Origin of the sequence: Hymenobacter psoromatis, from assembly GCF_020012125.1 — a bacterium.
Taxonomy (GTDB): Bacteria; Bacteroidota; Bacteroidia; order Cytophagales; family Hymenobacteraceae; genus Hymenobacter; species Hymenobacter psoromatis.
In genome coordinates, this window is record NZ_JAIFAG010000001.1 from 1394278 (window position 1) to 1418344 (window position 24067).

The window sequence follows — 24067 nt, forward strand, 5'->3', positions numbered from 1 at the left end:
GCCGCTAATCGGTAAAGTGCAATTATTCGAGCTAATTAGGGTGGGAATTCTACGCTTTATTAATCCCCATTCATCCAATTTTTGTACTATATCTGGTTAAAAATCACATTGCGTAAAAAACCCATTCAGAGCTTATTAAAATGGGATAAATCGGCTCATTTACTAACCCAAAATAGGTCAAATTTATAGTAAATGTGCTAAAACCGACGACTATTTTAGTTGCGTAGTTCTAGCTGTCCTTATCTGCTGTCGCCTATGTCTCCCGACCCCTACTCCACCACCTTTCTGCAAATCACTTACCGCGCCGACCTGGGCCAGCTCGCTGGCCGCTGGCTGCACTCCGTGACGGAGGCCGAGCTGCACCAGGGCTACGACCTGCTGCGCCGGGCGGCCCTGTACTATGAGTGTGGCTGCTGGCTCATCGATTCGCGCCGGCGCACCAACCGCAGCCTCAACGGCCCCACCTGGGTTACCGAGCACTTCCTGCCCCAGGTACAGCGCGAGCTGGGCGGGCCGCTGGGCGTGTGTTTTCTGGTGCTGCCCGAGTATTTGCGCAGCCTGTGCCCCCGCGCGGCGGCCGCTGTGCCCGACGCGGAGGTGCGCTTTGCCCGCTTTCTCGACGAGGGCGCAGCCAACGCCTGGCTTACCGCCTGGCAAGCGCGCATGCACGCGGAGGGGGTAGGGCCGGACTATGAGCGCGCCGGCAAATTTTCGTAAGATTTGGCGCGGCCGCCGGCACGAAAAAAAACGCCGGCACGCGCCGGCGTTTTCCCCAAACAACTCCTTTAGAAAGGCGGGGCTAGGCTGGCTGCGCCTCGAAGCCCGCGTGGGCGACCAGGGCGCGCACCGCCTCGGCACTGAGGTCGGTGCTCACGGTCAGGGTCTTATCGGGGTTAGCGGTGTCTACCTGCCAGTGCTGGATAGCCGGCTCGCCGTTGAGGGTGGGCGTAACGGCCTTGAGGCAGCCGCCGCAGTTGATATTGGTTTTGAAAGTCAGGGTTGGCATGGCAAAAGGGTAGGGGTAGGGCGACCTACTGTGGCGGCCCTGCGTTTACAACCGCTAAAGCTAGCAAACCGTGCCAGTTCGGGCTAGTAGGTGCTAGTTGGCGGCCGCTGGCTTTATTTAGAATAAGACACTGTTTGTCAGCCAGAAACCTGCCGGCTACTAGTATAGACCGATGGTCAGGCCCGACAAATCCTGTAAGTTAGGAGCCGGATTACGTACCAGCCTAGCGGGGTGGCAGCGGTAATTTTATGGGTATTATGCCCACCTCTGATACTACTACCGAAACCGCGACCCTTGATATTGAGGGCATGAACTGCGCCGCTTGCGCGGCGGCGGTCGAAAAATCCCTGAGCCGCGCGCCGGGCGTGCGCAGCGCCCTGGTCAATTTTGCCACCGAGCAGGCCACTGTGCAGTATGAGGCCGGTCCCGCCAGCCCCGCCACCCTCAAGGCAGCCGTGGAGCGCGCCGGCTACGCCGTGGCCGAGCGCGCCCCCGCTACTAGCGCCGCCGACCGCCAAGCCGAAATCGACCAGCAGAAAGCCGCCGCCTACGCCCAGCTCAAGCGCCGCTTTTGGGTGGCGGCCGGGCTGGCGGCTGTCATCATGCCCCTGAGTATGCTCATGCTCTGGCCGGCCCTGATGCAGCGCGTGAATAGCCAGTGGCTCAATTATTTGCTGCTACTGCTAACCCTGCCCGTGCTGGTATTCAGTGGGCGCGAGTTCTACGTGTCGGCCTGGAACGGCCTGCGTCACCGCTCCGCCAACATGGATACGCTTATTGCGGTGGGCACGGGCGCGGCGTTCACTTATAGCCTGGCGGCTACTCTATTGCCCGGTTTTTTTGCGCGGCACGGGCTGCGGCCCGACGTGTATTACGACACCACGGCTACCATCATTGCCCTCATTTTGCTGGGTAAGGTGCTGGAAGCGCGGGCCAAAAGCCGGACTTCGGCCGCTATCCGGGCCCTGCTGGGCCTGCGCGCCAAAACGGCCCGCGTGCTGCGCCCCAATGGCCAGGAAGTGGATATTCCGCTGGAGCAAGTGCGGGTCGGTGACGTAGTGCGGGTACGGCCCGGCGAGAAAATCGCCACCGACGGTATCATTCAGGAAGGCCGCTCGGCCGTGGATGAGGCCATGCTTACCGGCGAGAGCCTACCCGTGGAGAAGCAAGCCGGCGACTCCGTGTTCGGAGCCACGCTCAACAAAACCGGTTCTTTCAGCTTCGCGGTCACTAAAATCGGGGCCGATACCCTACTGGCCCAGATTGTGCAGCTGGTGGAAGATGCCCAGGGCAGCCGCGCGCCCATTCAGCGGCTGGCCGACCGCGTGAGCGCCGTATTCGTGCCTACCGTGGTCATTATCGCGCTGCTCACCTTCGGGCTGTGGCTCGGGCTGGCCCCGGCCGCCACGCGCTGGCCGCTGGCGCTCACCACGTTCGTGGCCGTGCTCATCGTGGCCTGCCCCTGCGCGCTGGGCCTGGCCACGCCCACGGCCATTATGGTGGGCACCGGCAAGGGGGCCGAATACGGAGTGCTGATTCGCAATGCGGAGGCCCTCGAAAAAGCGTATAAAGTCGATACCGTGCTGCTCGATAAAACCGGTACTATCACGAAGGGCGAGCCGGCCGTGACGGACTTCCTACCCGTCGCCGGCCGGTCCGCCGGGCCGCTGCTGGCCCTGGCCGCCGCCGTGGAGCGCCGCAGCGAGCACCCGCTGGCGGCGGCCGTAGTGCAGTACGCCGCCGCGCAAGGCACTAGCCAGCAAGAAGCTGCCGATTTTCGGGCCGTGCAGGGCCAGGGCGCGGCGGCCACCGTGGCCGGCCAGCAAGTGCTCATCGGCAACCGCCGGCTGCTGGCCGAGGCCGGCGTGGCCCTGCCCCCCGCCCTGGCCGCTAAGGCCGACCAGCTATTAGCCCAGGCCAAAACTGTGCTCTACGTGGCCGTAGATGGCCAGGCGGCGGGCCTGCTCGGCGTAGCCGATACGCTACGCGCCACCTCGGTGGCGGCTATTGCGCAGCTGCAAAAGCGAGGCCTGACCGTGGTAATGCTGACCGGCGACAACCCCCAGGCCGCCGCCCAGGTGGCCGCCGAGGTGGGCATCACACGCTACTTTGCCGAGGTGCTACCCGGCGATAAAGCTGCCAAGGTTAAGGAGTTACAGGCCGAAGGCCGCACCGTGGCAATGGTGGGCGACGGTATTAACGACGCGCCCGCCCTGGCCCAGGCCGATGTGGGCCTGGCAATGGGCGGCGGCACCGATGTGGCAATGGAAGCCGCCGCTATCACCCTGCTGCACGCCGACCTGCAGGGCGTCGTCACGGCCCTCGACCTTTCGCGCCAAACCATGCGCACCATCCGGCAAAATCTATTTTTTGCCTTCGTGTACAACGCGCTGGGCATTCCGCTGGCCGCCGGGCTGCTCTACCCCGTCTTCGGCTGGTTGCTTTCGCCCATGCTGGCCGCCGGCGCAATGGCCCTCAGTTCGGTGTCAGTGCTGACTAACTCGTTGCGCCTGCGCCGATTCCGGCCGTAGCTGCCGGGGCTGCTTTTGGTTAAGCCAAAATCGTCTGCCCTTGCTTGATGCGCAACATGCTCGCAAGGACGGACGATTCTATTTAAGCGCCGTCTTATCTTTCCGCCATGCCGCAACCCGTTCGCCCGCCCGTGCCTACCCCCCTCGCTGTTGATGAGCGCTTGCGCTGGGTCGAGCACGTAGCACGCCTGATGGATAGCCAGTTTCGATTGCCGGGCACCCGGTTTCGCTTCGGCCTCGACCCGGTGCTGGGCCTGGTGCCCATCGTAGGTGACTTGTCCACCACGCTCGTGTCGGTGGCCCTGCTGCTGACCATGATGCGCCACGGAGCCAGCGGCGCGGTGGCCGTGCGTATGGCCCTCAATATTCTGATTGACAGCGTAGTAGGGGCCGTTCCCATCCTGGGTAATATCTTCGACTTCACCTTCAAAAGCAACGAGCGCAACGTGGCCCTGCTGCGCCGCCACTACGCCGAGGGCCGCTACAAGGGTAGCGGCCGGGGCCTGGTGGTGGTTATCGTGCTGGTGTTGCTGGGCGCACTGGGGCTGGTAGTGTGGGGTAGCGTGGCGCTGCTGCACTGGGCGTGGATATATTTCGCAGCTCACCCCATGACGAGCGCGGCGTAGGGGCGCGGCAAGCAGCCCGGAGCCGATAACTTGTGCCTTTGGCGCGGGCCGCGCCGCCCGCGCCGATTGCCCAACTGCTTTCCAGAATTTATGCCCAAGTACCTGACCCTGCTGGCCTGCCTGGCGGCCCTACCCCTGCTGGCGCAGCAAGCCCCCAAAAAGCCGCTCGACCACACAGTGTATGACGCCTGGCAAAGCGTTGCCAATCAGCGCATCAGCCCTAATGGCAAGTATGTTTTATTTCAGGTGAAGCCCCAGCAGGGCGACGGCATGCTGCACCTGGCCACGGCCGCCAACCACCCGCTGCGGCTGATAAGCCGCGGCGACTCGGCGCAGTTTTCGGCCGATTCGCGGTTCGCAGTCTTCTACATCAAGCCGCGCTACCAGGACGTGCGCCAGGCCCGCATCAAGAAGAAAAAGCCTGACCAGATGCCCAAAGACTCGCTGGGTATCTATACCCTAACCAGCGGCCAGCTCAGCAAGTACGCCGATGTGAAGTCGTTTCAGCTGGCCGAGGAAGCGCCGGTACTGGCTTTTTTGGGCGTGAAGCCGCTGGTGAAGGACTCGCTTAAAAAAGCGCCCGTGGATTCGGTGAAGAAAATTACCACTAAGCTGCTCGAAACCAACAAGGAAGGCGCACGGCTTACGGTAATTGACCTGCCCACGGGCCGCGTGCGCACGTTCGAGGCCGTGACCGATTACCAGGTAAGCAAGCGGGGCAATAAGGTGGCTTTCGCCGTGGCGGCTGCCAAGGGGAGTAAGACGGTGTCGGGTTTGTTTGTGTATGAGGTGGCAGCCAACAGCTTACGCCAGTTGAGCGGGGGTAGGGGCGTGTACAAAAACCTGGCTTTCGACGATGCGGGCCAGCAGCTGGCCTTCACCGCCGAGAAACAGCCCGAAAAGGCGCTGGTCAAACCCTTTAGCTTGTATTACGCTGATTTTGGGGCCGATAGTGCCCGCGTGGCGCTGGCTCCGAGCGCCGGCGCGCTGCCCAAAGGCTGGTCGCCGAGCGGCTTTGGCAAGGTGTTTTTCAGTGATAATGGGGAGAAGCTGTTTTTCGGCACCGCACCCGACCCGCTGCCGCAGGACACGACGCTGGTGGACTTTGAGCACGCCAAGCTCGACATCTGGAACTACAAGGACGACTACCTGCAGCCCATGCAGCTGAAAACGTTGAAGAAGGATTTGCAGCGTAACTACCTGGCTGTCATTTATCCAAAGCAGCATAATAAGTTTGTGCAGCTGGAAGACGAGTACCTGCGCGACGCGCTGGTGGCCGAGAAAAACGATGCCGAGTACGTGCTGGCCCTCACCGACACGGCCAAGCGCGTAGCCATGCAGTGGGAGGGCGGCACTCGCAAGCAGGCGTACCTGGTTTCGACCCGCACCGGCGAGCGCATCGCCATCAACCCGCAGGCCAGTAAGGGGCAGTTTCAACTCTCGCCGCTGGGCCGCTACGTGGTGTGGTACGACTACGTGGCGAAAAACTGGTTCTCGTTTGCCGCCGCCACCCGCCAAACCACCAACCTCACCAAGCAAACGGGGGTAGCCTTTGCCGACGAGGAGAACGACTCGCCCGACGACCCGCAGCCCTACGGCGTGGCCGCCTGGGCCCAGGACGACGCAGCCGTGCTGCTGCTGGACCGCTACGATATCTGGCAAGTGAACCCCCAGACCGGCGCGGCCCTCAACTTCACGCAGGGGGTAGGAAGGCGTAATAAGCTGATTTTCCGCTACTCCCTGCCGGTGGAAAAGCAGAAGTTTATCGGCGCGAAAGACGAGCTGTGGCTGCTGACGCAGAACGAAACCACCAAGGAATGGGGCTATTATAAGAAGAAGCTGGCCAGCGCCGCCGCGCCGCAGCGGGTCGTGCTGGCCCCGTTTAGCTACTCGCCGCTGATGCAGGCCAAGCACGCGCCGGTGTTTCTCTACACCAAGGCCAACGTGAGCCACCCGGCCGACCTCTACCTGAGCCGCGACCTGACCCATGAAACCCAGTTCAGCCACCTCAACCCGCAGCAGGCCGGCTACAACTGGCTCACGGCCGGGCTGGTGCACTGGACCACGCCGAAGGGCCACGCCGCCACGGGCATTTTGTATAAGCCCGAGAATTTTGACCCCGCCAAAAAGTATCCGATGGTGGTGTATTTCTACGAAAAGCTGTCGAGTGGCCTCTACCAGTACCATGCGCCCGCGCCTACCCCCTCGCGGCTCGACATCGCGCTGTTTGCCAGCAACGGCTACCTGGTTTTTACGCCCGATATCAGCTACACTATCGGCGAGCCCGGCCCCTCGGCCGTAGAATTTGTGAACTCGGGCGTGGAGAGTTTGAAGAAAAACGCCTGGGTCGATGGTGCGCATATTGGTCTGCAAGGCCAGAGCTGGGGCGGCTACCAGGTGGCCTTCCTCATCACCCAGACGAACAGGTACGCCGCCGCCTGGGCCGGCGCGCCGGTCGTGAACATGACCTCGGCCTACGGCGGCATCCGCTGGGAATCGGGCATGAGCCGGCAGTTTCAGTACGAGCGCACCCAGAGCCGCATCGGCGGCACGCTCTGGGAAAAACCGGAGGTCTACATCCGCAACTCGCCGCTCTTCTTCCTACCCCAGGTGCAAACGCCGGTCGTCATCATGGCCAACGATGCCGACGGGGCCGTGCCCTGGTACCAGGGCATCGAGATGTTTACGGACCTGCGCCGCCTGGGCAAGCCGGTGTGGCTGCTGCAATACAACGGCGAGGCCCACAACCTGGTGAAGCGCGAAAACCGCAAGGATATTTCCATCCGCGAGCTGCAATTCTTCGACCACTACCTCAAGGGCGCGCCCGCCCCGGTGTGGCTGGAGAAGGGCGTGCCCGCCGTGGAGAAGGGTAGGAGCTGGGGCCTGGAAATGTCTGGTAGCCAGTAAGGGCGGCGTTGCCCCGGTGGGTGGGGGTAGGGCGTAAAAAAGTAGCGTCAAAACCGTCTGTTTTTGGAGGGTAAATCCGATGAGGCAACAGGGGGCGCAGAAAATATGGCTTGGCTCCGACACCTACTGAACCCACTTTTTGGACCGGACTTCAGGCTACTTTCAGGCGGTGCAACGGGTGATTCTGGAATGTGCGCCTTTCGGCACCTGATTAAGTCCCTGTTCTGCCCGTTCTCGCCAGACCACCTCCATTCCAATCGCGCTTCAAACCGCGCTTTTAATCCGCATTTTCACCCTGTGCGGCATCGGTGGACCGCTTTATCGGGTAGGCAAGCTAAGTCAACGGGAGTTGTTCTACTGTTTGCAGCTGACCAAGTAAGCCAGCGAAAGTTGAAAGGCCCGATTATAATAGTACGTCTGGTAATAGGGGGAAGCGCCTCGGGAAGGGTCGTAGCTGACGTCCATACTATGCAGGCCCAGGCAATAGGTGGCGCGGATTAGCCATTGCTGGTGGCGATAACCAAGGCCTGCCTGCAAGCCCCCGTCAAAGCGCTGGGAATAGAAATTGCCGTCGTTGTGGTCTTGATGAGCATTAGCCACGTTGCCCGTTGTTAATCCATAACGGTTCTCTACTTGCGCGTGACCGCCTAAGAGGATACCCAGGTACGGCCCCGCGAAAACCTGCAGCCCTTGTCCCGTGGGATGTTGAGTCCGGGCCACGGTGAGCGGAATAACTAAGTAGTTGGCCCTTACCTCTTGGCTGATTGGCTGAGGAGGTGACCAGTAGCTATCTACGCCGTTCAGCCGATGGCCCATTTGCGCATAAAGTACGGCGGGTTGAACTACCCAGTGCCCTACCCCCAAACTAGCCTGTAAGCCTGCCGCGTAGCCGGGGCGGTAGCCACTGCGCGCGTCGGTAGCATAGTCAAAATAACTACTACTATAGTGGAAAGTGGACATAGTAAAGCCTACGCAAGGCCCCAGACTAAACGTCGCCTGTGCCTGAACAGCAGAAGCGGTGAGTAGCGTAGTGGCCAACAGGATGAATGCAGAAAAAGTAGTAGGATGAGCGCGCATAAGCAGACGAAGTAGCTGGTATGTTCAACAATATAAACACTTTAATCGCGGGTTTGCCAATTTGAGGTAAGCTCCTCTTCTAATAACGCCAGGCTACCTCACTTAGAGAACCGCTTTCCGGCCCATGTTAGCAAGTGATAAGCATCAGAAAGTCGTTTCTTAGTCCCTCATATAAGTTCGTCACTACCTACTTTAGGTGTCCCGCGTCCAGCAGCTAAGCCAGTTGGTTCAACGTGGCGGCGCGCCTCTCACACCTAGGGCGTGGCGGTGGGCACCGGGTGGGGCTCGTCGTTGAAATAGCTCTGCTTGGTGCCGTTGCCGAGCTGGCCCGTGCCGTTGTCGCCCCAGGCGTAGAGCTGCCCGTCGGGGCCCAGCGCCAGGCAGTTCTCGCCGCTCGCGCTCATCCGCACGTAGCGGCCGGGCAGCGGCGCGGGCACGGGGCTGTCCGCGTTGGGGGAGCGGCCCAGCTGGCCCTTGGCATTGCCGCCCCAGGCCCAGAGCTGCCCGTCGGCCCGCAGGGCCAGCACGAAAGCTGCGCCGGCGGCTACGCTGGCCCAGCGGCCGGGTATTAGCCGGGGGGTGGGCATGGCCGGGGGCTTTTGCTGGTGGGTGGCTTGCCAGCTGTTGGCCGGCGTCGCCAGTTGGCCGTAGAGGTTGTCGCCCCAGGCGTAGAGTTGGCCCTCGGGCGTGAGGGCCAGGCTAAAGTTGATGCCGGCGGCCACCTGGCGGTAGCGCCCCGGTACGGGCACGGGCCGGGGGTGGGGCGCGTCGTCAACCGGGGCGTTGGGGCCCAGCTCGCCGCGCAGGTTCGAGCCCCAGGCAAAGAGGTGGCCATCAGGGGTAAGGGCCAGCACGTGGCTGCTGCCGGCTGCTACCTGCGCCCACTGGCCGGGCACCCGCACCAGCGTGGCATCGGGCGAGTGGGGGTCGGGCTCCAGGGGGCGGGTAGGCTGGCGGCCGGGGCCCAGCTGGCCGCTCCGGTCCTCGCCCCAGGCGTAGAGCTGCCCGCCGGCGGTGAGCGCCAGGCTGAACTGGTAGCCGGCCGCCAGCTGCGCGTAGTGGCCGGGCACCAGCACCAGCCGGGGGTGGCCCCGCTGGCTTATCGGGCTCATGGGGGCCCCGGGCCCCCATGAGCCCGTATAAATTGTCGCCCCAGGCAAACAAGCGCCCGTCGGCGCGCAGGGCCAGGGTGTGCAGGCCGCCGGCTGCCACCTGCACCCACCCCGTATCGCGCCCCACCCGGCCCCAGGTAGGCCGTTGCAAGATGCTCGAATCGAGGCCCAGCTGCCCGGCGCTGTTGTCGCCGGCCACCCAGAGGCCGCCGTTGGCCGCGATGCGCACCGAATGCTGCCCCCCAGCGGCGAAGGTGCCCGGCCCGTTCCGCGTGCCCGCGCCGCCGGGCGCGCGCTCGGCGGATAGGTTGCAGTTGGCTAATACTGCGCTCAATCCTGCTAAAGCCCACCAGCGCCAGTGCCCGGCCGCAAGCGCCGATAAGAAAGTGCTCATACTTTAAATGGACTGAAAACTGGTTTACGCAAGGCTCTGACCATTTACTAAAGCAATTCTGAAGTTAGCGTGCGGAATTAAAAATTCGGCAGTCAGATTTTTAATCCGTCATTTTTAATTGATTCCCGAAGGGTACCCTGACTTAGAAAACGCCGTAGGTTTTGGCCCGCGGCTGTGAGCGGCGGCGCAGCACCGGGTAGCAACTTCATTCGGTCGTATTGGCCCGTAATATCTTGTCTTAATGTGCTGCAAGGGCAAACGGACGCTAATTGCTACCCGCTACGCTGGGCTGCAACGTGCAGAGGGTGTGCTGAATAACCGCGTCCATCACAGCTTTGCGGGCCGACGGGTATTCCCAGGAGAAAGTGGTGAAGGTATTGGCCCGCAACACGGCTTTTTCGTAAAAAATGTGCCCGTGAACCTGCCCCGACAGGACGTAGCCGGTGGGCAGCTTGCGCGATAAGCTGAATGTGGCCCCTCGCTGCTGCCAGGTGTTTTGGGCCAGCTGCCAGTCCTGGGTCAGCGCGTCGCCGTCGCTGGCCTCGTACACGTTGAAGGCCGCATAAACCGTGAGCACGGTATGGCCATCGGCCGATACGAAGCGGCGACCGTCGCCATTGCCGGCTTCGGGCTGGGGCGTGAGGGTAGTGGGGTAGTCGATGCGGTAGCCGAACCGCTCATTGTGGTAAGTGCGGTAGGCGGGAGGGGCGGCCAGGATACCAACGGTCAGGAGGGCAGTGGGGAGAGAAAAAGTAATCATATAATTAGGAATAAGTATATTCATTCCCCTCTTAAGGGCCGGCGGGTGCGCGGGGTAGCGGGCCGCTGTGCGCGGGCAAAAGCCAAGCTTGCTAACGCCCTGGCTGGTATTGTAGTTACGTACTTTCGCCCCTTATCAGCCGGGCCCCTGGAGGCTTAAGCGAGCCGTTTTTTCTGGCTCACGAGCTTCGGTGCGGCCGCGGCCAGGTACTACTTGCTGGGGCTGATGCTGCCGGGGCACCGCGTGCTCGGGACCCTGTGCCGGATGCTGCACTACCACGACGCGCATTCGGTGGCGTTCACCGCGCGGGTCTGTCTACCCTACGGCCCGCTGGCAGCGGCCGAAAGCTGAACCGGATGGTGGCCTGCCGCGTCGTATCGAGCTGGTCGGCGGCGTAGGAAACGCGCTTTTGGTGGGGGCCGTGGCGAAAATACGTGACGAGTGTATCGGGCCGGGGCGCGTCGGGCCGCACGGCGTAGGCCCGCACGTACAGCACCGAGTCGCTAACGATGGCCTGCGCCACCGGGTAAAACGGGTAGTCCCGCAGGTATTCGTCGCCCCGGTACACGGCCCCGTTTTCGGGATGGCGGCGGTACTCGACCAGGGCCAGGCGGGTGGTAAGGCGGCGGCGCAGGCGCAGCGGCAGCCCGTCGGCATCTTCCGGCAGGTCGTAGCTGCGGTCGCACAAGTAGCTGAATTGCCAGGCGTAGCCCGTGTGGTCGTCCGCATAGAGTGGGCTGTAGGTGTGCCGGAAGGTGAGCGTGTCGCGCCCCGCCCGCCGCATGGCCGAAGCCGCCACGAACTGTGCCCGCACCAGCACCCGGTGCCGCGGGGCCGCGCTGAGGCGTACCGAACCTGCGGCGCGCCCCGAATCGGGCGTGTAGTCGCTGGTCAGCGTGTCTTGCCGGTCGAGGGGCCGGTAGTTGGCGGGCAGGGTTTCGAGCAGTGGGGCCGTGGGCAGCGGAGCTTCTTTCGCGGGCGGCTGGCAGGCGGCCAGCAGGGCCAGGCAGGCGCTCAGCCCCCCGGCCAAGTGGCGGGAATACTTCATGGGGTGGCCGGCAAGGAAAAGAGTAGGTAGGAGGGCCGGGGCGGGGCCGGAAGCTGGCCGCTGGCATCGGCGCGCTCGATTTTAAGCAGCGCCCGGCCGGCCCCGGCCCAGCGGGCCCGCTCCGGGGCCCAGGTTTTGGGGGAGCGCTGCCAGAGCAGGCGCGGACCATCGGCGGTAATCCCGACCAGGCTCAGGCTGTTTACCTGGTCGCCGCCGCCCAGGCCGGGGCTGGCAACCAGCACGTAGCGGCCATCGGGCGAGGCGGCAGGCCAGCCGTACACGAGTAGTTGGCGGCCCGTGCGCTGGTCAACGAGCACCGTCACGTCCGATTCCCAGAACCAGGCCTGCACCACCCACTGGTGGGCGGCGGGCAGGCTGCCCCGGTACACGTAGCGCACCGAGGCCGAGTCGTTTTTAAAGTCCGGCGGGGGCGTGGAAATCAGCCGTACCGCCGGCCCCTGCGCGGGGGCTAGCAACAGGGCCAGGCCCTGGCGGCGCACGCGGCCCTGAGTAGCGGCCAGGTGCTGGTCGCCCGATTCGGCATCGAGGTCGGGCAGGCTGTCGGCCGCCGCCTGGCCGAACGCGGCGGCCGTGCCGGGCACCAGCCGCAGCACCGGGCCGCCAGGCAGGTGCAGAGTATCAGGGAGCGCGGTAGGGGCGAGGCTCGGCGAGGTAGCCGGAGCAGTTTTGGCCGGAGTCACCGGGGCCGCCGCCACCGGAGCTTGCTGGGTAGCGGGAGTATCGGGGCGGCAGGCGGTCGCGCCGAACAGCAGCCCTAACGCCATCTGACGGACATCTGGTTGGAAACGAGGCATGGGCAGAAGGTTTGCTAGCGGTAAATATCGAAGCGGGTAAACAACACCCGGCCAAAATTCCGGGCGGTGGTACCCGACGAGGTGCCGTGCGCCGGGTCGGAGGCGCTGAACTGCTCGCCGCCGTCGCGGTGCAGCAGCCAGGTGCGGGCGGCCGGGTCGTAGCGGAAGGTCACGAAGCGCGTCCAGCGCTGGGCGCTGCCGCCGTAATGCTCCACGGTGAAGTAGCCGTTTTTAATGGTGACACCCTGGAAAGGGTCGCCCATCATGCCGCCGCAGTCCACGCAGTACACGGCGTTATCGGAGCGAGCGGCCAAGGTGAAGGTGCCGCCCGCGCCGCCCACAAATAGCAGTAGCGGCCGCTTGGTAGGGTGGCCGTTCACATCGGAAGTCTGCTTTTCATCGGGTTTGTTGAGCACCACTACCCAATCGGGAGTGGCGCCGCGGTTCAGGTCGCCGGGCTCCGCGGCCAGCACCGCGTAGCCCGTCGGCAGCACCCGGCGGATGGCCGCTGGCAGCGGCGCGGGCGGGCCTGCGGGCGCGGGCAGCGGGGCCCCCAGCGCCAGCAGAACCGTAAAACAAGGGAAGAAGAAATGCACTGACCGGACAATGAAAAACAAGCGTGGCTGGCCAGTAGCCGGAAAAACAAGCGCAGCAACAAGATAGTAATAACGGCCAGGCAACCTATCGGTTGCGGATTGGGTACGCATTCGCAACGGCCAGGGTTAGCCAACCGGGGCCCCGGCGCGGGGCCACTCGCCAACGGCTGCTACCTGCTTGTTTTTGGCTGCGCAGCCGGCCGGTGGTTTTCCGCCGCTTCCCGCTTATTCCGGATGACTACAGCCGGCTGTTTTGCCCGTGGGGAGTTAACGGTGGGGGCCTGGATGCCCTGCCCGGTGTGCGGGACCAACCCGGCGGCCGGCGAAGAAATGGCCACCTCCCTGGCGCGCACCGGCCACTACCTACGCCCAACAACCTGGCGCAGGTGCGGCAGCGCATCGCGGCCGGACGACCCCTCAACATCCTAGAAGAATTTTACACGCAGCTGCTGGCCACCATTCGGGCCGACCGCCTACGCCGGCCGTGGTGGAAACTCTGGTGACGTACCGCCGCGCTTCCCTTCGCGCAACCAGTGGGCTAGGCGGGAACTGGCACCCCACCCGGCTAACTTGAATATGGGGAATATATTATTGCCTTTCTGATTAGCAGGTACTGTGCGTTCGGGTGATGCTCAACCCCGGTCCTGGCCGCTAGCGTATAAGCCGCTATGCTCCATTCGCATCACCCCTCAGCCGTCGGCCTGCCCGCCGCCCACCACTTTGCCGACCTGCTGCCCCTGACCTGGGGGCAACGGGTGTTGACGCTGGCGCTGCCGTTTGGCTGTGCGGCGCTTTTTTTTGGCTTTGCGGCCCTGCACTGGTGGGTGCCCGCCGTGGCCATGCTCATGGGCCTGAGCTTCCTGACCTACGGCTCCACGTCGCACGACCTGGTTCACGCTAACCTAGGGTTGCGCAAGTCTACCAACGACTTTTTTTTATGCGTAATAGAGCTGTTGGCCCTGCGGAGCGGCCATGCCTACCGCCTGGCCCACCACCACCACCATGCCCGTTACCCCGCGCCCGACGATATTGAGGGCGCGGCGGCGGGTATGTCGCTGCTGGGGGCCCTGCGCGAGGGCCTCACCTACAACCTCAAGCTGTACTTCTGGGCGTTGCGGCGGCCCCGGCGGCCGTTTTGGGTGCCCCTGGAGGGCGGTGCCTGCCTGCTGGTGCTGGCGGCGGCCGGGGTGCTGGCCGGGCGGGGGCACCCGGTGCTGTTGGTTTACGTGGGCCTGATGACTCTGGGCAGCTGGCTACTGCCCCTCATGACCTCCTACCTGCCCCACCGGCCGCGCGAGAAAAACGTGCTCCTGCAAACACGGCTGTTCCGGGGCCGGGTGGCCTCCGTTCTGGCCATGGAGCACCTTTACCATCTGGAGCACCACCTCTACCCGGCCATTCCGCACCACCACTGGCCGGAACTGGCCCGGCGCCTCAATCCTTATTTTGCGGAACAGGGGGTGCCGCCCACCACCCTTTTATTTTAATGTTTAGTTTAATGCCCGCCATGCCGATATGCCCGCCGCCCGCCCGTTGGGGCCCGCCCGAAGTACTAGCCGTCGGCGCCCACGGCTGGCTGCTGCTCGCTTTGATGGGCAGCGGCCTGATGCTGAGCGGCGGGGCGGCCTTGTTTCTGGCGGCTACCCGCCACTTGCTGGCCCACGACATGGCTTACCTGGGCGTGGCGGCCAGCCAGGTATGCGGGGCTAGCGATGGCCGCATTGTTCATTTTATGTTTCACGACCGGGCTGCTTTCGGCGGGGCCGTGGTGGCTACCGGCCTGCTGTACATCTGGCTGGCGCAGGGGCCACTCCGGCACGGGCAGGCCTGGGCGTGGTGGGTGCTGGCGCTCAGCGGTCTACTGGGTTTCAGTAGCTTTTTCGCCTATCTCGGCTACGGCTATTTCGACGCGTGGCACGGCGTGGTCACGGCCCTGCTGCTGCCCGTTTTCGGGCTGGGCCTGGCGCGTTCGTATGCTCATTTGCGCGGTCCCCGGCACCTGCGAGCACTGCTGCGGCCGTCGTTTGCGGGGGCGTGGGCTTCGCGGGCAGGCCTGGGCCACGCCAGCCTGCTGCTGATGGCGCTCGGCATGGTAGCGGCCGGCCTCACCATCGTTGTGGTGGGCATGACCCGCGTATTCGTGCCGCAGGATTTACGCTACATGAATCTGACCTTCAAGCAACTGACCGTGCTTAGTCCGCATCTAGTGCCGCTCATCGCCCACGACCGGGCGGGCTTTGGCGGGGCGCTGGCCAGCTGCGGGGTTGCTATGTTTTTTTGCGTGTGGTGCGGGGCACCTTCGCGCCGCCTCTGGCAGGTGCTGGCCCTGGCGGGCGGGGTCGGCTTTGCCACGGCCATCGGCGTGCATCCGCTCATTGGCTACGTCGATTTTGGCCACCTGGCCCCGGCGTTCGCAGGGTTGGGGTTGTTTGGGGCCGGCCTGTGGCTCAGCTACCGCGTCATGCACCCGGCCGCTGAGTTAGGTGCCGCCGGCACACCGACGCGGGTAACTATGGTCGGGCAGCTAAGCGAGTTTTCTCCGTAATTACTTGTTCCCGCACCAACGCCATGAGCCTCCCTTCGCCCAGCACGCCGGCCCCCGGCCCGGCCATACGCAGTCAGGTGGTCACCGAATCGGTGGGGGCCACGGTGGTCGGCGCGTTGGGGCTGCTGCTGGGGGTGCTAGCGCTGGGCACGGGGGCCGCGCTGCTCGGTAGCGCGAGTTGGGCGGGCGGCCTGACGCTGCTGCTGGGCGTGGGCCTGCTGGCTCTGGTGTGGAAGACCGCCCTGCGCGGCAGCCACCCGCTGCTGCTCACCCTCACCCGCGAGAGCCTGCAGCTCGCGCCCACCGGCCGCAGTGTGGCCCAGGGGATAAAGGCCGAAACCATCCCGCTGGCCAGCATTGTGGCCTACAAGCACTGGCTGCAAGTTAGTCGGGCGCGGGTTTTTGCCCAGTACTACCTGCGCCTGGAGTTGGCCGATGGCCGGGTGCTGCGCCTGGCCGACCGGCCGGGGGTGCTGCCCGACGACTACCCGCCCGGGGCCGTGCGGCTCAACGAGGTAGCGGCGCGGCTGGCCTGCTGGGCGCGGCCGGGCACCGTGGCCCGGCCGCTGTTCTACGCCACCCCGCTGGCCCGGGCGCTGTGTTGGGCGTGCGGGGCCGCGGCGCTGGGGGCCCCAGTCCTGCTGTGGCGGGGCTACCTAACGGTTGGCTACCTGCTGCTGTCCGGGGCCATCAGCTACTTAGGCAGCTACTATCTGGGCCGGGGCACCGCCGACATCACCGCGCCGCCGAAGTAACCCCGGTCATCCGGGGCCGGCGGCCGCAAGGCTTATGGCCGCCGGGAGCCCACCGGTTGCCTTCTTCCAGTTGTTAGGGCCCTGGCTACGATGGAGCAGCCGGCCTACTTAGCCGCCGGTTTGCCGTTGTATTTCGTGGTGGAGGTTTTCGGGCTGCTTTGCTGCTTGAGGTAGGCGGTGAGCAGAAACTCAGAACTGGTTTGGTCCGATAGCTCTTTGGAGTAATAGATGGGGTAGCGCACGTTCTTGCCGGTGTCGCCGTTTTCGCGCAGGTTGAGCACCAGCCCGCCGCCGTCAAGTAAGTTGAACACGAGGCCCCAGGGCTTGCCATCGAGCTGGATGGAATACGAATTGTCTATCGTGCCAGCCCGGCGCGACACATCCTGCACGCTGGTCAGGAAAATGCGTTGGTTCCAGGGGTGGTCCAGGTCGGCAATTTCCACCAGGGCTTGCTTGTTTTCGCGTTTGCCGTAGCGCACCACGGTCACGGTCAGTTTTTTGTCGTCGCGGTATACCTCGGCTAACGGATTCACTTCCGGGCGGGCTTGGGCCGTGGCTTTGGGCTGTTGCGCGAGGGACACGGCCGGCACCGTCAGGCTGGCCGCAAAAACAAGAGTTAAAGCGGCGCACAATGAAGTATTTTTCAGCATGTTATGAAGGTGTTTTAGGTTGGGAAGGGAAAGAAACGGAACAGGAAATGACAATTGAAACTTGCCATTAACCCAAAATATCTCCTGAGTTGGCAACCCGGCAAGTAGTCTACGTAAAGTCAGTGCCGCACAGTTATTTAAACTCAGCCGCAGGGCCCGCCGAAACGGAACTTTGCCCCCGCCCACCCGTATGACGGGCCTAACTAATCACCTCCTTTCACATCTCTTTCAACCCAAGCCCATGCTGTTTTCTATTCCCACCCGCTGCCGGATTGCCGCCCTGGCGGCCTGCTGCTGCCTGGCTACTGCGGCGGCCCACGCCCAGGGCAAAGTCGCCGATGCTCCCCCCTCCGGCGGCCACACCACGGCCAACGAGCAGGCCTACGCCCGCGCCGTGATGGCCGATGCTGCCCAGCCCAGCAAGGACGACGCCGAGCACGCCAACTCGCAGTATTACCGGCGGTTGCGCTACGAGTACAAAATGCCTGTGAAGTTCACCTGGACCGAGGCCGCCGCGCAACAACTGACCGAAAAGCGCGACCTGGAGCTGTGGCAGGTGATTGAGTTTATCAGCACCGACCTGGTGCGTTCGTTGAGCGGCAGCCGGGCCGAATATTACACGGCCCCGGTGAGTAAAATCAAAGAAATTCATTTCACCACCACTGCCCAGGAGCCTACCCCGGCCCAGATGGGGGCCCAGCACGGCTGGTTCTACTCCTGGAACAAGGCCACCGGCGTGCTGACGATGGCCATGAGCACGAGCACGAAATCACCTTCCCCCACCAGCGAGGATTCCGACCGCAACACGTCGAACTGGGTGTTAGCTAACGTGAAATAACCGCGTTAGCCAAGGTGCGCGCCCTTTTTGTTCCGTATGCCCGCTCCTGCTGCCTCCTTCTCTCGCGGCCCGCTGCTTTGGGTGGGGCTGCTGCTAATGTGCGTGGGGGTGGCCCTCACGGCCTTGCTGTATTTTCTATTTCTTGTCAGCGTGCCCATTTTTTTGCTGGGGCTCGTGCTGGTCCTGCGGTCCGGGCAACCGCTGTGGTGCCAGGCCCTGGCCGTGCTGTTTCCGTTTTTAGCCGCCGTCGCCCTCGCGATGAGCGTGTGGGAGCTGGGCCCGCGCGAGCAGCCCACCACCTTTCTCATTCCGGCGGGGTTTGAGGGCCCCATCCTGCTAATCAGGAACGAGCAATGTGCGCCGCCGCCCCGGCGGGAAAACGGCCGGGTGGTTTACCGCGTGCCCGCCAACGGCCTGCTCATTACGCGCGACACCGTGCCCAACCGCGACAACCCGTATTACAACTGGCCCAACAAAGGGTATTACCAACTGCCCGACAACCGGTATTATGTAGTTGACCGCCAGGGCCACCGCTTGCGCGAGCTGACGGAATTGCACGGGGCCCGAACATTAGGCGATAATCCCAAGACCTCCACTTCTCTGTTTGGCGAGAACCGTGACGAGCTAGCCGCGTTTTACGAAACCCCGCTGGAGTCGGAGCCCGATTCCTCCGGGATAGGCTTCGTGTTTCAGTACATCACCATCGCCACCCAGAACCGCCACGACAGCCTCTACAACGCCCACTCGCTGCTACGCCTGCGGGCGTTGGCCGATAGCCTGCTACCCCGCTGCCGGGTGCGCAGCGGGCAGCCGCCGCAGGGCCTCTGGAAACCCAAGCCTAACCCGTTTGACGTGCCGTTCGATTCAACCGCGAAGTAAGGCCGTCCCGTAGCGCAGTAGAAAAAGGTAGTTGCTAAAAGCTTAAAAATAAGCATTTTGCCCAGGTAACAGGCGGGGAAGCGCAGGCGCAATCAACGGCGGGGCCCGCCGTTGGCCAGCCGGGGCGTGCGGGGCGGCTGGCGTCCGGGTTGGTAGTGGTCTGGTCGGGCTGGCAACTGGCTGGTTTCAGGGGTGAAAGCGGGCTTAGGATTAATCTCGTGGTAGAAAAATACTTATCGAGCAGGCGGAGGCTGGTGGCGAAGCGTGGCAAAAACGGCCAGCAGCTGGCGCAAACCCGCCGCCGATTTGGCTTCGCCGAACGCGTTGGCCCGTGCATCCCAGCCCCGGCCGCTGTGGCTGTCGAAGACGCTGTTGACGGTGTAGCCCGTGGCGCAGCGGTGAACGGTGAACGCGGCCGGATGGCCCTGCCACTTGACCACTACCCGGCGGGTGCGGCAGCCCCCCGTGGTATCGGTCGCGTCGCCCTGCGGGTAGCCGCCCAGGTAGAGCCCACCCGTGAAATCGGCGCGCACGGTCGTATCGGCTGGTGCAAAGTAATGCACCAGAAAATCGGGCCCCTCCGTGGTTTTAAGGGCGAACCCCGGCGGCAGAGCGAGGTAGAAATCCGTTTTACCCAGCCGGTGCGCTACTGGGAGCGTGCCACGGGCGGCCCCCGGTAGCGCACCGGGGCCCTGGGTGGGCGTTGCGGCGACAGCAGAGGGCGGCTTGTTTTGTTGGCAGGCCACCAGGCCCAGCGCGGAACCCCCTAGCAGCGCGGCCCACCCGAGGTAAAACCAGTTTTTCAGCATAATCGGAGAGTTTGAATACGGGGAGGCTACTCGCCCAACGGTTCGTCGCGCTGCTGCCAGAAACAGGCCGCGTGCTGACGGAACGCGGCCGGGACAGTTGGTAGGTATTTCAGGAATGAGACGAAAATACTTGCCAATTCTTGGTAAGTATTTTATATGTGAGCGAAAATACTTACCGTGCTTTGGCCACCCGCTGGCCCCGGTGGTCGATGTAGTACCAGTCGGCGCAGTTCCACCACGAGTGCTCGCCGTCGGTGCCGAGGTGGCAGCGGCGGCCCACCTGTGCCCGGCCGCTGTCGAAGGGAAAGGCGGCCTCGTAGCGCGGGGGCAGCACCACGCGGCCGGTGGCAGTGTCAGCATAGCCCACCAGGCCCGCCGGGTTCACAATGCGCATCAGGCCCTCCTGCGGATAGTCGGGGCCGTTATCATAAATAAATGCGTGGAACAGCACTTCTTCTCGCCGGTTGATGCCCACCCAGCCCACGCCGGGCTTCAGCACCAGCGCCAGCCGGTCGAACCGCTCGGTCTGGCACATGGGGTAGCGGCCGAAAGGAATAACGGTGTCGCCGCTGGCCGCCACGTAGGCGCAGGCATCGTCCGACTGGCGCACCACCAGGCGCAGCGGCCGCCGGTCAGCCGCTGAATCACAGGCCGCCAGCAGGCCGCCGGCGAACACCAGGCAGATGAATTTGCTGCGCATAGTTTGCCTATACGGGGCGCTGGCGGGCATGGGAGTCAGTCGTTAGTTTTCCAACAGCCACAAGAGTAAGAACGGTAATGCTACTACCCCGGTTAGGCCCAGGTAAAAGCGCCCATGCTCCCGGTGCCACCAGGCGCTGCCGAGCAGCCCCAGCGCCAGCGCCCCGGCGAAAAACAGCTGGCCCATCAGGAGCCAACCCAGCCCGTCGCCCAGGCCGCCCGGTGCGGGCTGCGCCCGGTAAGCGGCCGCTTCGGCCACGTACTGGGCCCAGCGCAGCAGGTACAGCAGCACCACGGCCAGCGCCAGCCAATGGCGGCGCAGATGCAGGTGCACGGGAAAAATGGAAGGCATTTCGTAAGAAAACTAAGCTTGGCTAATACAATGGCCGAAGCCGGGGTAGTCGCACCACCAGCCCGTGGCGCAATACTAAAAACCGGGCACTGTCGCGCACGAGCCGCCCGGTGGCCGTGCGCCACTGCCAGGTGTGGGCCACCTGCGCACCCAGGCGGGTGGTGTCGTAGGCCATCGCAACGGTGTTGAGCCGGATGGCATCGAGGTTGAGGCTGTCCTGAACGTGGTATACGCTGTCCTTGTAGTGCTGGCTCAGCGTGGCCCCCCGCTCGGCATAGATGCGCTGCCACCAGGTACGGAGCGAGTCTTCGTGGTCGCGGTGGCGCAGAATAGTGAGCGAGTCAGCATCTACTTGCCGCCAATGGCGCACGGGACCCCAGCGCAGCGGCTGGTAGCTGGCGGGGGCGGCGCTGTGCTGGCGTAGGTAAGTCCCCACCGCTTCCCGCAGAGCGGCGGGGGGGGTAGGGGAGTGGCAGCCGGCCGTCAGCAGCCCGGCCAGGAGCAGATAGGAGGGGTAGGCGGTCCGCATGAGGTAGTAGGCGGGTAAGTTAGCATCGGGTTGTGCAAGTGGGCTTTACGCAGGACTTACGCACCGGCCGAAATTTCAGCCTTTGGGAAGCAAACTACTGGCAATACGTGCCGGAGACGGGTGGCATTGTTCGTTTTGAAAAAGGCGCTGTTGGTTAATTAATCCGCCAATGCAGCGCGTATAATGCCGCTTGCGAAAGCGCCCGAAGCCGACCGACCCCCCACGCGGCTACCGGCCGTTCCCTACCCCCCGGTTTGCCGTACTATTGGGTCATGGCCAAAACCATCCGCCCCCTGCGCTGCCCCACCTGCGGCAGCCCCAACAAGACGACGCTCGGCCCCGACCTGTTTCGCTGCGCCGCCTGCCAGACCGAGTACTACCTCGACACGGACGACGTGACCGTGACTGTGCGTCACCAGCTGCCCCCGCCCGCGCCGGCCCCCGCGCCGCGCCCGGCCCGCGCGCTGGCCGCTGGGGCATTGTTAGTGCTGTTGGCCATTGGGGCGGCGCTGTGGCTGGGACTGCGGGGGCGGGGGTCCGGCGCGGGCCCCACGTCGGCCATTCCGGTGATGCAGCCGATTTTTTACCTCGCCGAATACCTCTACGCCGATGCCCGGCAGCAGCCCGTGTACGTTACCCTGCGCACCGAGGCCCCGCGCTGGGGTTCCGACTCGCTCACCATCTACGCCGACTTTTTCGACCCGCGCACCGGCCAGCGCCGCCACGAGCAGGTGCTGGAGCCGCTGGGCCACCGCCTCGACGACCACACCTACGAGTGGCACACCTTCGCCAACGGGCAGGTGTACCTGCTGGGCCACCAGCGCCTGTACCGCCTCGACCGCCGCGCCGACCAGCTGCTGGACGTCACCAACACCCTGCTGGCCAACTACGCCCCCGCCAGCAGCGGCACGGCCCAGGTGGATTTCGATATTTCGCACGACGCCCTGCGCATCCTCACCAACGACGGGCACACCTGCTACTACCTGCCCGCCACGGGCCAGGTATTTGCCGATGGCGAGGCCTTTTATGAGGCAGCTAAGGCGAGCCAGCCCCGGCGCTACTTTTTGCTGGAGCGGCCCTCCGGCCCCGGCCTCGGCGACGCCCCGTACCAGCTGCTGCGCTACCCCGCCGCCGGGGCCCCGCCGCTCGACCTCACCAACGGCCGCCGTTTTTTTGAGCCGCGCATGCTGTACCAGGCCGCCGATGCGCTGCTCATCGCGGCGGCCCCCACGGCCAAGGCCGACGGCCCGCACCTGGTGCAGCGGCTCGACGCGGCCACCGGCCGGGTGCTGTGGAGCCGCCCGGCCAGCCCCTACGATTTTCAGGAGGCCGTGCGCACCCCCGACGGCTTTGCCCTGCGCTACCGCAGCGGCCCCGCCCTGGACTACGTGCACGGCGTGGTGCTGCTGGCGGCCGACGGCCGGGAGCTGCGCGATTTCCAGCGCAAACGCCTGGAATAAGCTGCGCTTGGGGCCCGCATGCTACCAGCGCTGTGCCCGCCCCAAGCGGGGGTAGGGGCGGCTCGACAGTAGTGGGCTGCAAAGAGTTGGCTGGTATACCGGGCGGGCGTCCCCAACTTCCGCACTGCCGGGCGCGTATGCCCCGCAGGCCCCAGGCGCGCAACGGCGCTGGCAGAGTCCCGGCATGGCGAAGCAAATCAAAGCAATTGCATGCCCCAAGTGCGGCAGCACGCAGAAAACGGTCATTCGGCCCGATACTTTTCGCTGCGACAACTGCGGCACGGAGTATTACCTCGACAACGACGACATCACCATCAACATCCGGCAGGTGCCGGACCCGGTACCCCGGCCGGTGCCGGTGCCGGCCAGCCGGCTGCCTATTGTCCGGCTGCTGGTCGGGCTGGGAATGGGGAGCCTCGTGCTGCTGTTCGTCCTCGTGCATTTTATGGAGGGAAAGCCCACGCAAAGCGCCGTCACCCTCGTGCCCAGCTACCGGGAGCCCGCCGAGCAGCCCAGCTGGAACAACGCGAACACCGCGCTGCTATCCGGTGCCAACGGGCAGCCAGTGCTGGTGGTAGCCGGGAGCCGGGGCAGCTTCCGGCACCAGCAGTTTGCGCCCACCGTGGGCTTCTACAACGCCCGCACCGGGGCAGTGCAGCAGCTCATCGCCCTGCCCGGCAAGGCCCCGGCCACCGCCGCCGAGGTAAAGCTCAAGCAGCTTTCGGACGGGACGCTGTACGGGTTTTGCGAAAACGCCGCGTACCAGTTAAGCGCCGCCCCGCCCGGCGTGCGCGACATCACGGCCGACTTGCAGGCCAACCAGCCCGCCCTGGCCAGCGGCGTGGCCACCATCGAGCCCGGCCCCAACGACGACGATGCCCTGCGCGTGTTCACGAATGACGGCCACAACCTCAACCTCTACCCGCTCATCCAGCGCACCTACACCAACGCCGCGCAGTGGAGCGCCGCCCACGGCTTCGGTACCCTGCGGCCGGGTAGCCCCGCGCGCACGGGCTTTGCCTTCAGCCATGCCTCGGTGGACTATCCCGAGGAGCCCATTCGGCTGATTACCTACCAGTACCGCGACAACGGCGGCGGGCCCCAGGATGCGCCCCGGTTTCAGTGGCAGGACGACTACGGCGGCTTTGGGAGCTTTACCGAGGCCGACCCGCACACGAAGCGCTTCCTCACCGCCAGCGACATGGCCCAGGACCGGGTGCTGTCGCTCCGCGACTTCACGCCTGGCCGCCACTACTTCAACCCGGATGTGCTTTACAAGGATGCTGACTGCGTGCTGCTTACCTTCCAGGCCACGGCGGCCCCCAACAGCCCGCGCATCGTGCAGGCGCTGGATGCCCACACGGCCGCCATCCGCTTCAGTACCCCGCTGCCCGCCGAGGCCAGTGCGCCCGACCAGGCCCTGCGCTATCCCGGCGGCTTCATTATCGGCTCCGGCCGCACCACCTACCCCCTGAGCCCGACCGGCCAGCTCGGCCCGGCCGTTACCGTCAATTAGTTATGGCCTTCAACTTCTTTCGCGGCCAGCTGGCCGAAGTCATTCAGTGGGCCGCGCCGCAGTCGGGCGTACTGCTGTGGAAATTTCCTTCTCAAGCAATTGCTCGATGCGAAGGTCATCACCGCCGAAGATTTCGAGGCCAAGAAAAAAGCCTGGATTGACA

At 64.4% G+C, this 24067-nt stretch carries 25 protein-coding genes and 1 pseudogene; 13 read left to right on the forward strand and 13 right to left on the reverse strand.

The window, feature by feature from the left end; all coding sequences use genetic code 11:
• Positions 1-255 precede the first annotated feature (255 nt).
• The gene (locus LC531_RS05955; protein WP_223649398.1) at positions 256-717 is read left to right on the forward strand and encodes a hypothetical protein; all 462 of its coding nucleotides are present in this window, start codon (positions 256-258) and stop codon (positions 715-717) included.
• An 82-nt stretch (positions 718-799) separates the two neighbouring features.
• Here LC531_RS05955 and LC531_RS05960 read toward each other — a convergent pair whose 3' ends face one another.
• Positions 800-1006 carry a heavy-metal-associated domain-containing protein gene (locus LC531_RS05960; RefSeq protein ID WP_223649399.1) on the reverse strand — a complete coding sequence of 69 codons (207 nt, stop codon included), beginning with the start codon at positions 1004-1006 and terminating at the stop codon, positions 800-802.
• Positions 1007-1263: 257 nt separating this feature from the next.
• Between LC531_RS05960 and LC531_RS05965 the strand changes: the two genes are divergently transcribed.
• From LC531_RS05965 to LC531_RS05975, 3 genes are all read left to right on the forward strand, one after another.
• Positions 1264-3537, forward strand: a complete 2274-nt coding sequence (locus tag LC531_RS05965; protein WP_223649400.1) for a heavy metal translocating P-type ATPase — start codon at positions 1264-1266, stop codon at positions 3535-3537.
• A gap of 107 nt (positions 3538-3644) precedes the next feature.
• On the forward strand, positions 3645-4163 hold the full coding sequence (locus tag LC531_RS05970) for a DUF4112 domain-containing protein (protein WP_223649401.1): 519 nt from the start codon (positions 3645-3647) through the stop codon (positions 4161-4163).
• Between the two features lie 90 nt (positions 4164-4253).
• Positions 4254-7070 carry an alpha/beta hydrolase family protein gene (locus LC531_RS05975; protein ID WP_223649402.1) on the forward strand — a complete coding sequence of 939 codons (2817 nt, stop codon included), beginning with the start codon at positions 4254-4256 and terminating at the stop codon, positions 7068-7070.
• A 354-nt stretch (positions 7071-7424) separates the two neighbouring features.
• On the opposite strand, the gene LC531_RS05980 is transcribed toward LC531_RS05975, so the two are convergent.
• The 7 genes and pseudogenes from LC531_RS05980 to LC531_RS06010 all read right to left on the reverse strand — a co-directional run bounded on the left by LC531_RS05980 (position 7425) and on the right by LC531_RS06010 (position 12872).
• Positions 7425-8147 (reverse strand): porin family protein, encoded by a 723-nt coding sequence (locus LC531_RS05980; protein ID WP_223649403.1) that lies wholly within the window; start codon positions 8145-8147, stop codon positions 7425-7427.
• Between the two features lie 254 nt (positions 8148-8401).
• Entirely contained in the window at positions 8402-9259 is an 858-nt protein-coding gene (locus LC531_RS05985) for an RCC1 domain-containing protein (RefSeq protein ID WP_223649404.1), read from the reverse strand.
• A gap of 34 nt (positions 9260-9293) precedes the next feature.
• A pseudogene (locus LC531_RS22990) lies at positions 9294-9653 on the reverse strand (hypothetical protein); the annotation flags it as partial.
• Between the two features lie 265 nt (positions 9654-9918).
• A complete protein-coding gene (locus LC531_RS05995) occupies positions 9919-10413 on the reverse strand; it encodes a hypothetical protein (RefSeq protein ID WP_223649405.1) in 495 nt (164 codons plus the stop codon).
• Positions 10414-10711: 298 nt separating this feature from the next.
• A complete protein-coding gene (locus LC531_RS06000; protein WP_223649406.1) occupies positions 10712-11461 on the reverse strand; it encodes a hypothetical protein in 750 nt (249 codons plus the stop codon).
• The gene (locus LC531_RS06005; protein ID WP_223649407.1) at positions 11458-12276 is read right to left on the reverse strand and encodes a hypothetical protein; all 819 of its coding nucleotides are present in this window, start codon (positions 12274-12276) and stop codon (positions 11458-11460) included. Before LC531_RS06005 ends, LC531_RS06000 begins: the two co-directional genes overlap by 4 nt.
• Positions 12277-12290: 14 nt before the next feature.
• The gene (locus LC531_RS06010) at positions 12291-12872 is read right to left on the reverse strand and encodes a hypothetical protein (RefSeq protein ID WP_223649408.1); all 582 of its coding nucleotides are present in this window, start codon (positions 12870-12872) and stop codon (positions 12291-12293) included.
• Between the two features lie 203 nt (positions 12873-13075).
• Between LC531_RS06010 and LC531_RS06015 the strand changes: the two genes are divergently transcribed.
• The 4 genes from LC531_RS06015 (at position 13076) to LC531_RS06030 (ending at position 16172) form a co-directional block, all read left to right on the forward strand.
• Positions 13076-13375 (forward strand): hypothetical protein, encoded by a 300-nt coding sequence (locus tag LC531_RS06015; protein WP_223649409.1) that lies wholly within the window; start codon positions 13076-13078, stop codon positions 13373-13375.
• Between the two features lie 165 nt (positions 13376-13540).
• On the forward strand, positions 13541-14359 hold the full coding sequence (locus LC531_RS06020) for a fatty acid desaturase (RefSeq protein WP_223649410.1): 819 nt from the start codon (positions 13541-13543) through the stop codon (positions 14357-14359).
• Positions 14359-15417 carry a hypothetical protein gene (locus tag LC531_RS06025; RefSeq protein WP_223649411.1) on the forward strand — a complete coding sequence of 353 codons (1059 nt, stop codon included), beginning with the start codon at positions 14359-14361 and terminating at the stop codon, positions 15415-15417. Before LC531_RS06020 ends, LC531_RS06025 begins: the two co-directional genes overlap by 1 nt.
• Before the next feature lie 23 nt (positions 15418-15440).
• Complete coding sequence (locus LC531_RS06030; RefSeq protein ID WP_223649412.1) at positions 15441-16172, forward strand: hypothetical protein; 732 nt, start codon at positions 15441-15443, stop codon at positions 16170-16172.
• 104 nt (positions 16173-16276) lie between these two features.
• Here the strand turns inward: LC531_RS06030 and LC531_RS06035 are convergent, their stop codons facing one another.
• Positions 16277-16822 carry a hypothetical protein gene (locus LC531_RS06035; protein WP_223649413.1) on the reverse strand — a complete coding sequence of 182 codons (546 nt, stop codon included), beginning with the start codon at positions 16820-16822 and terminating at the stop codon, positions 16277-16279.
• Between the two features lie 241 nt (positions 16823-17063).
• Between LC531_RS06035 and LC531_RS06040 the strand changes: the two genes are divergently transcribed.
• Together LC531_RS06040 and LC531_RS06045 are read left to right on the forward strand one after the other, a co-directional pair.
• Entirely contained in the window at positions 17064-17660 is a 597-nt protein-coding gene (locus LC531_RS06040; RefSeq protein ID WP_223649414.1) for a hypothetical protein, read from the forward strand.
• Positions 17661-17696: 36 nt separating this feature from the next.
• A complete protein-coding gene (locus tag LC531_RS06045; protein WP_223649415.1) occupies positions 17697-18539 on the forward strand; it encodes a DUF6843 domain-containing protein in 843 nt (280 codons plus the stop codon).
• A gap of 233 nt (positions 18540-18772) precedes the next feature.
• On the opposite strand, the gene LC531_RS06050 is transcribed toward LC531_RS06045, so the two are convergent.
• From LC531_RS06050 to LC531_RS06065, 4 genes are all read right to left on the reverse strand, one after another.
• Complete coding sequence (locus LC531_RS06050; RefSeq protein ID WP_223649416.1) at positions 18773-19348, reverse strand: hypothetical protein; 576 nt, start codon at positions 19346-19348, stop codon at positions 18773-18775.
• A gap of 172 nt (positions 19349-19520) precedes the next feature.
• Complete coding sequence (locus LC531_RS06055) at positions 19521-20048, reverse strand: WG repeat-containing protein (protein WP_223649417.1); 528 nt, start codon at positions 20046-20048, stop codon at positions 19521-19523.
• A 42-nt stretch (positions 20049-20090) separates the two neighbouring features.
• Positions 20091-20399: a hypothetical protein gene (locus LC531_RS06060; RefSeq protein WP_223649418.1), complete on the reverse strand. Its 309-nt coding sequence runs from the start codon at positions 20397-20399 to the stop codon at positions 20091-20093.
• 22 nt (positions 20400-20421) lie between these two features.
• A complete protein-coding gene (locus LC531_RS06065) occupies positions 20422-20928 on the reverse strand; it encodes a hypothetical protein (protein ID WP_223649419.1) in 507 nt (168 codons plus the stop codon).
• Positions 20929-21200: 272 nt separating this feature from the next.
• On the opposite strand from LC531_RS06065, the gene LC531_RS06070 reads away from it, so the two are divergent.
• The 3 genes from LC531_RS06070 to LC531_RS06080 all read left to right on the forward strand — a co-directional run bounded on the left by LC531_RS06070 (position 21201) and on the right by LC531_RS06080 (position 24065).
• Positions 21201-22388 carry a DUF4394 domain-containing protein gene (locus LC531_RS06070; RefSeq protein WP_223649420.1) on the forward strand — a complete coding sequence of 396 codons (1188 nt, stop codon included), beginning with the start codon at positions 21201-21203 and terminating at the stop codon, positions 22386-22388.
• A 184-nt stretch (positions 22389-22572) separates the two neighbouring features.
• Positions 22573-23904: a transposase gene (locus LC531_RS06075; RefSeq protein WP_223649421.1), complete on the forward strand. Its 1332-nt coding sequence runs from the start codon at positions 22573-22575 to the stop codon at positions 23902-23904.
• A 2-nt stretch (positions 23905-23906) separates the two neighbouring features.
• Entirely contained in the window at positions 23907-24065 is a 159-nt protein-coding gene (locus LC531_RS06080) for a hypothetical protein (protein ID WP_223649422.1), read from the forward strand.
• Positions 24066-24067 lie beyond the last annotated feature (2 nt).

Coding starts and splice junctions, on each gene's coding strand:
- LC531_RS05955 (WP_223649398.1), top strand. CDS start 256: ATGTCTCCCGACCCCTACTCCACCACCTTTCTGCAAATCACTTACCGC.
- LC531_RS05960 (WP_223649399.1), bottom strand. CDS start 1,006: ATGCCAACCCTGACTTTCAAAACCAATATCAACTGCGGCGGCTGCCTC.
- LC531_RS05965 (WP_223649400.1), top strand. CDS start 1,264: ATGCCCACCTCTGATACTACTACCGAAACCGCGACCCTTGATATTGAG.
- LC531_RS05970 (WP_223649401.1), top strand. CDS start 3,645: ATGCCGCAACCCGTTCGCCCGCCCGTGCCTACCCCCCTCGCTGTTGAT.
- LC531_RS05975 (WP_223649402.1), top strand. CDS start 4,254: ATGCCCAAGTACCTGACCCTGCTGGCCTGCCTGGCGGCCCTACCCCTG.
- LC531_RS05980 (WP_223649403.1), bottom strand. CDS start 8,147: ATGCGCGCTCATCCTACTACTTTTTCTGCATTCATCCTGTTGGCCACT.
- LC531_RS05985 (WP_223649404.1), bottom strand. CDS start 9,259: ATGAGCCCGATAAGCCAGCGGGGCCACCCCCGGCTGGTGCTGGTGCCC.
- LC531_RS05995 (WP_223649405.1), bottom strand. CDS start 10,413: ATGATTACTTTTTCTCTCCCCACTGCCCTCCTGACCGTTGGTATCCTG.
- LC531_RS06000 (WP_223649406.1), bottom strand. CDS start 11,461: ATGAAGTATTCCCGCCACTTGGCCGGGGGGCTGAGCGCCTGCCTGGCC.
- LC531_RS06005 (WP_223649407.1), bottom strand. CDS start 12,276: ATGCCTCGTTTCCAACCAGATGTCCGTCAGATGGCGTTAGGGCTGCTG.
- LC531_RS06020 (WP_223649410.1), top strand. CDS start 13,541: ATGCTCCATTCGCATCACCCCTCAGCCGTCGGCCTGCCCGCCGCCCAC.
- LC531_RS06025 (WP_223649411.1), top strand. CDS start 14,359: ATGTTTAGTTTAATGCCCGCCATGCCGATATGCCCGCCGCCCGCCCGT.
- LC531_RS06030 (WP_223649412.1), top strand. CDS start 15,441: ATGAGCCTCCCTTCGCCCAGCACGCCGGCCCCCGGCCCGGCCATACGC.
- LC531_RS06035 (WP_223649413.1), bottom strand. CDS start 16,822: ATGCTGAAAAATACTTCATTGTGCGCCGCTTTAACTCTTGTTTTTGCG.
- LC531_RS06040 (WP_223649414.1), top strand. CDS start 17,064: ATGCTGTTTTCTATTCCCACCCGCTGCCGGATTGCCGCCCTGGCGGCC.
- LC531_RS06045 (WP_223649415.1), top strand. CDS start 17,697: ATGCCCGCTCCTGCTGCCTCCTTCTCTCGCGGCCCGCTGCTTTGGGTG.
- LC531_RS06050 (WP_223649416.1), bottom strand. CDS start 19,348: ATGCTGAAAAACTGGTTTTACCTCGGGTGGGCCGCGCTGCTAGGGGGT.
- LC531_RS06055 (WP_223649417.1), bottom strand. CDS start 20,048: ATGCGCAGCAAATTCATCTGCCTGGTGTTCGCCGGCGGCCTGCTGGCG.
- LC531_RS06060 (WP_223649418.1), bottom strand. CDS start 20,399: ATGCCTTCCATTTTTCCCGTGCACCTGCATCTGCGCCGCCATTGGCTG.
- LC531_RS06065 (WP_223649419.1), bottom strand. CDS start 20,928: ATGCGGACCGCCTACCCCTCCTATCTGCTCCTGGCCGGGCTGCTGACG.
- LC531_RS06070 (WP_223649420.1), top strand. CDS start 21,201: ATGGCCAAAACCATCCGCCCCCTGCGCTGCCCCACCTGCGGCAGCCCC.
- LC531_RS06075 (WP_223649421.1), top strand. CDS start 22,573: ATGGCGAAGCAAATCAAAGCAATTGCATGCCCCAAGTGCGGCAGCACG.
- LC531_RS06080 (WP_223649422.1), top strand. CDS start 23,907: ATGGCCTTCAACTTCTTTCGCGGCCAGCTGGCCGAAGTCATTCAGTGG.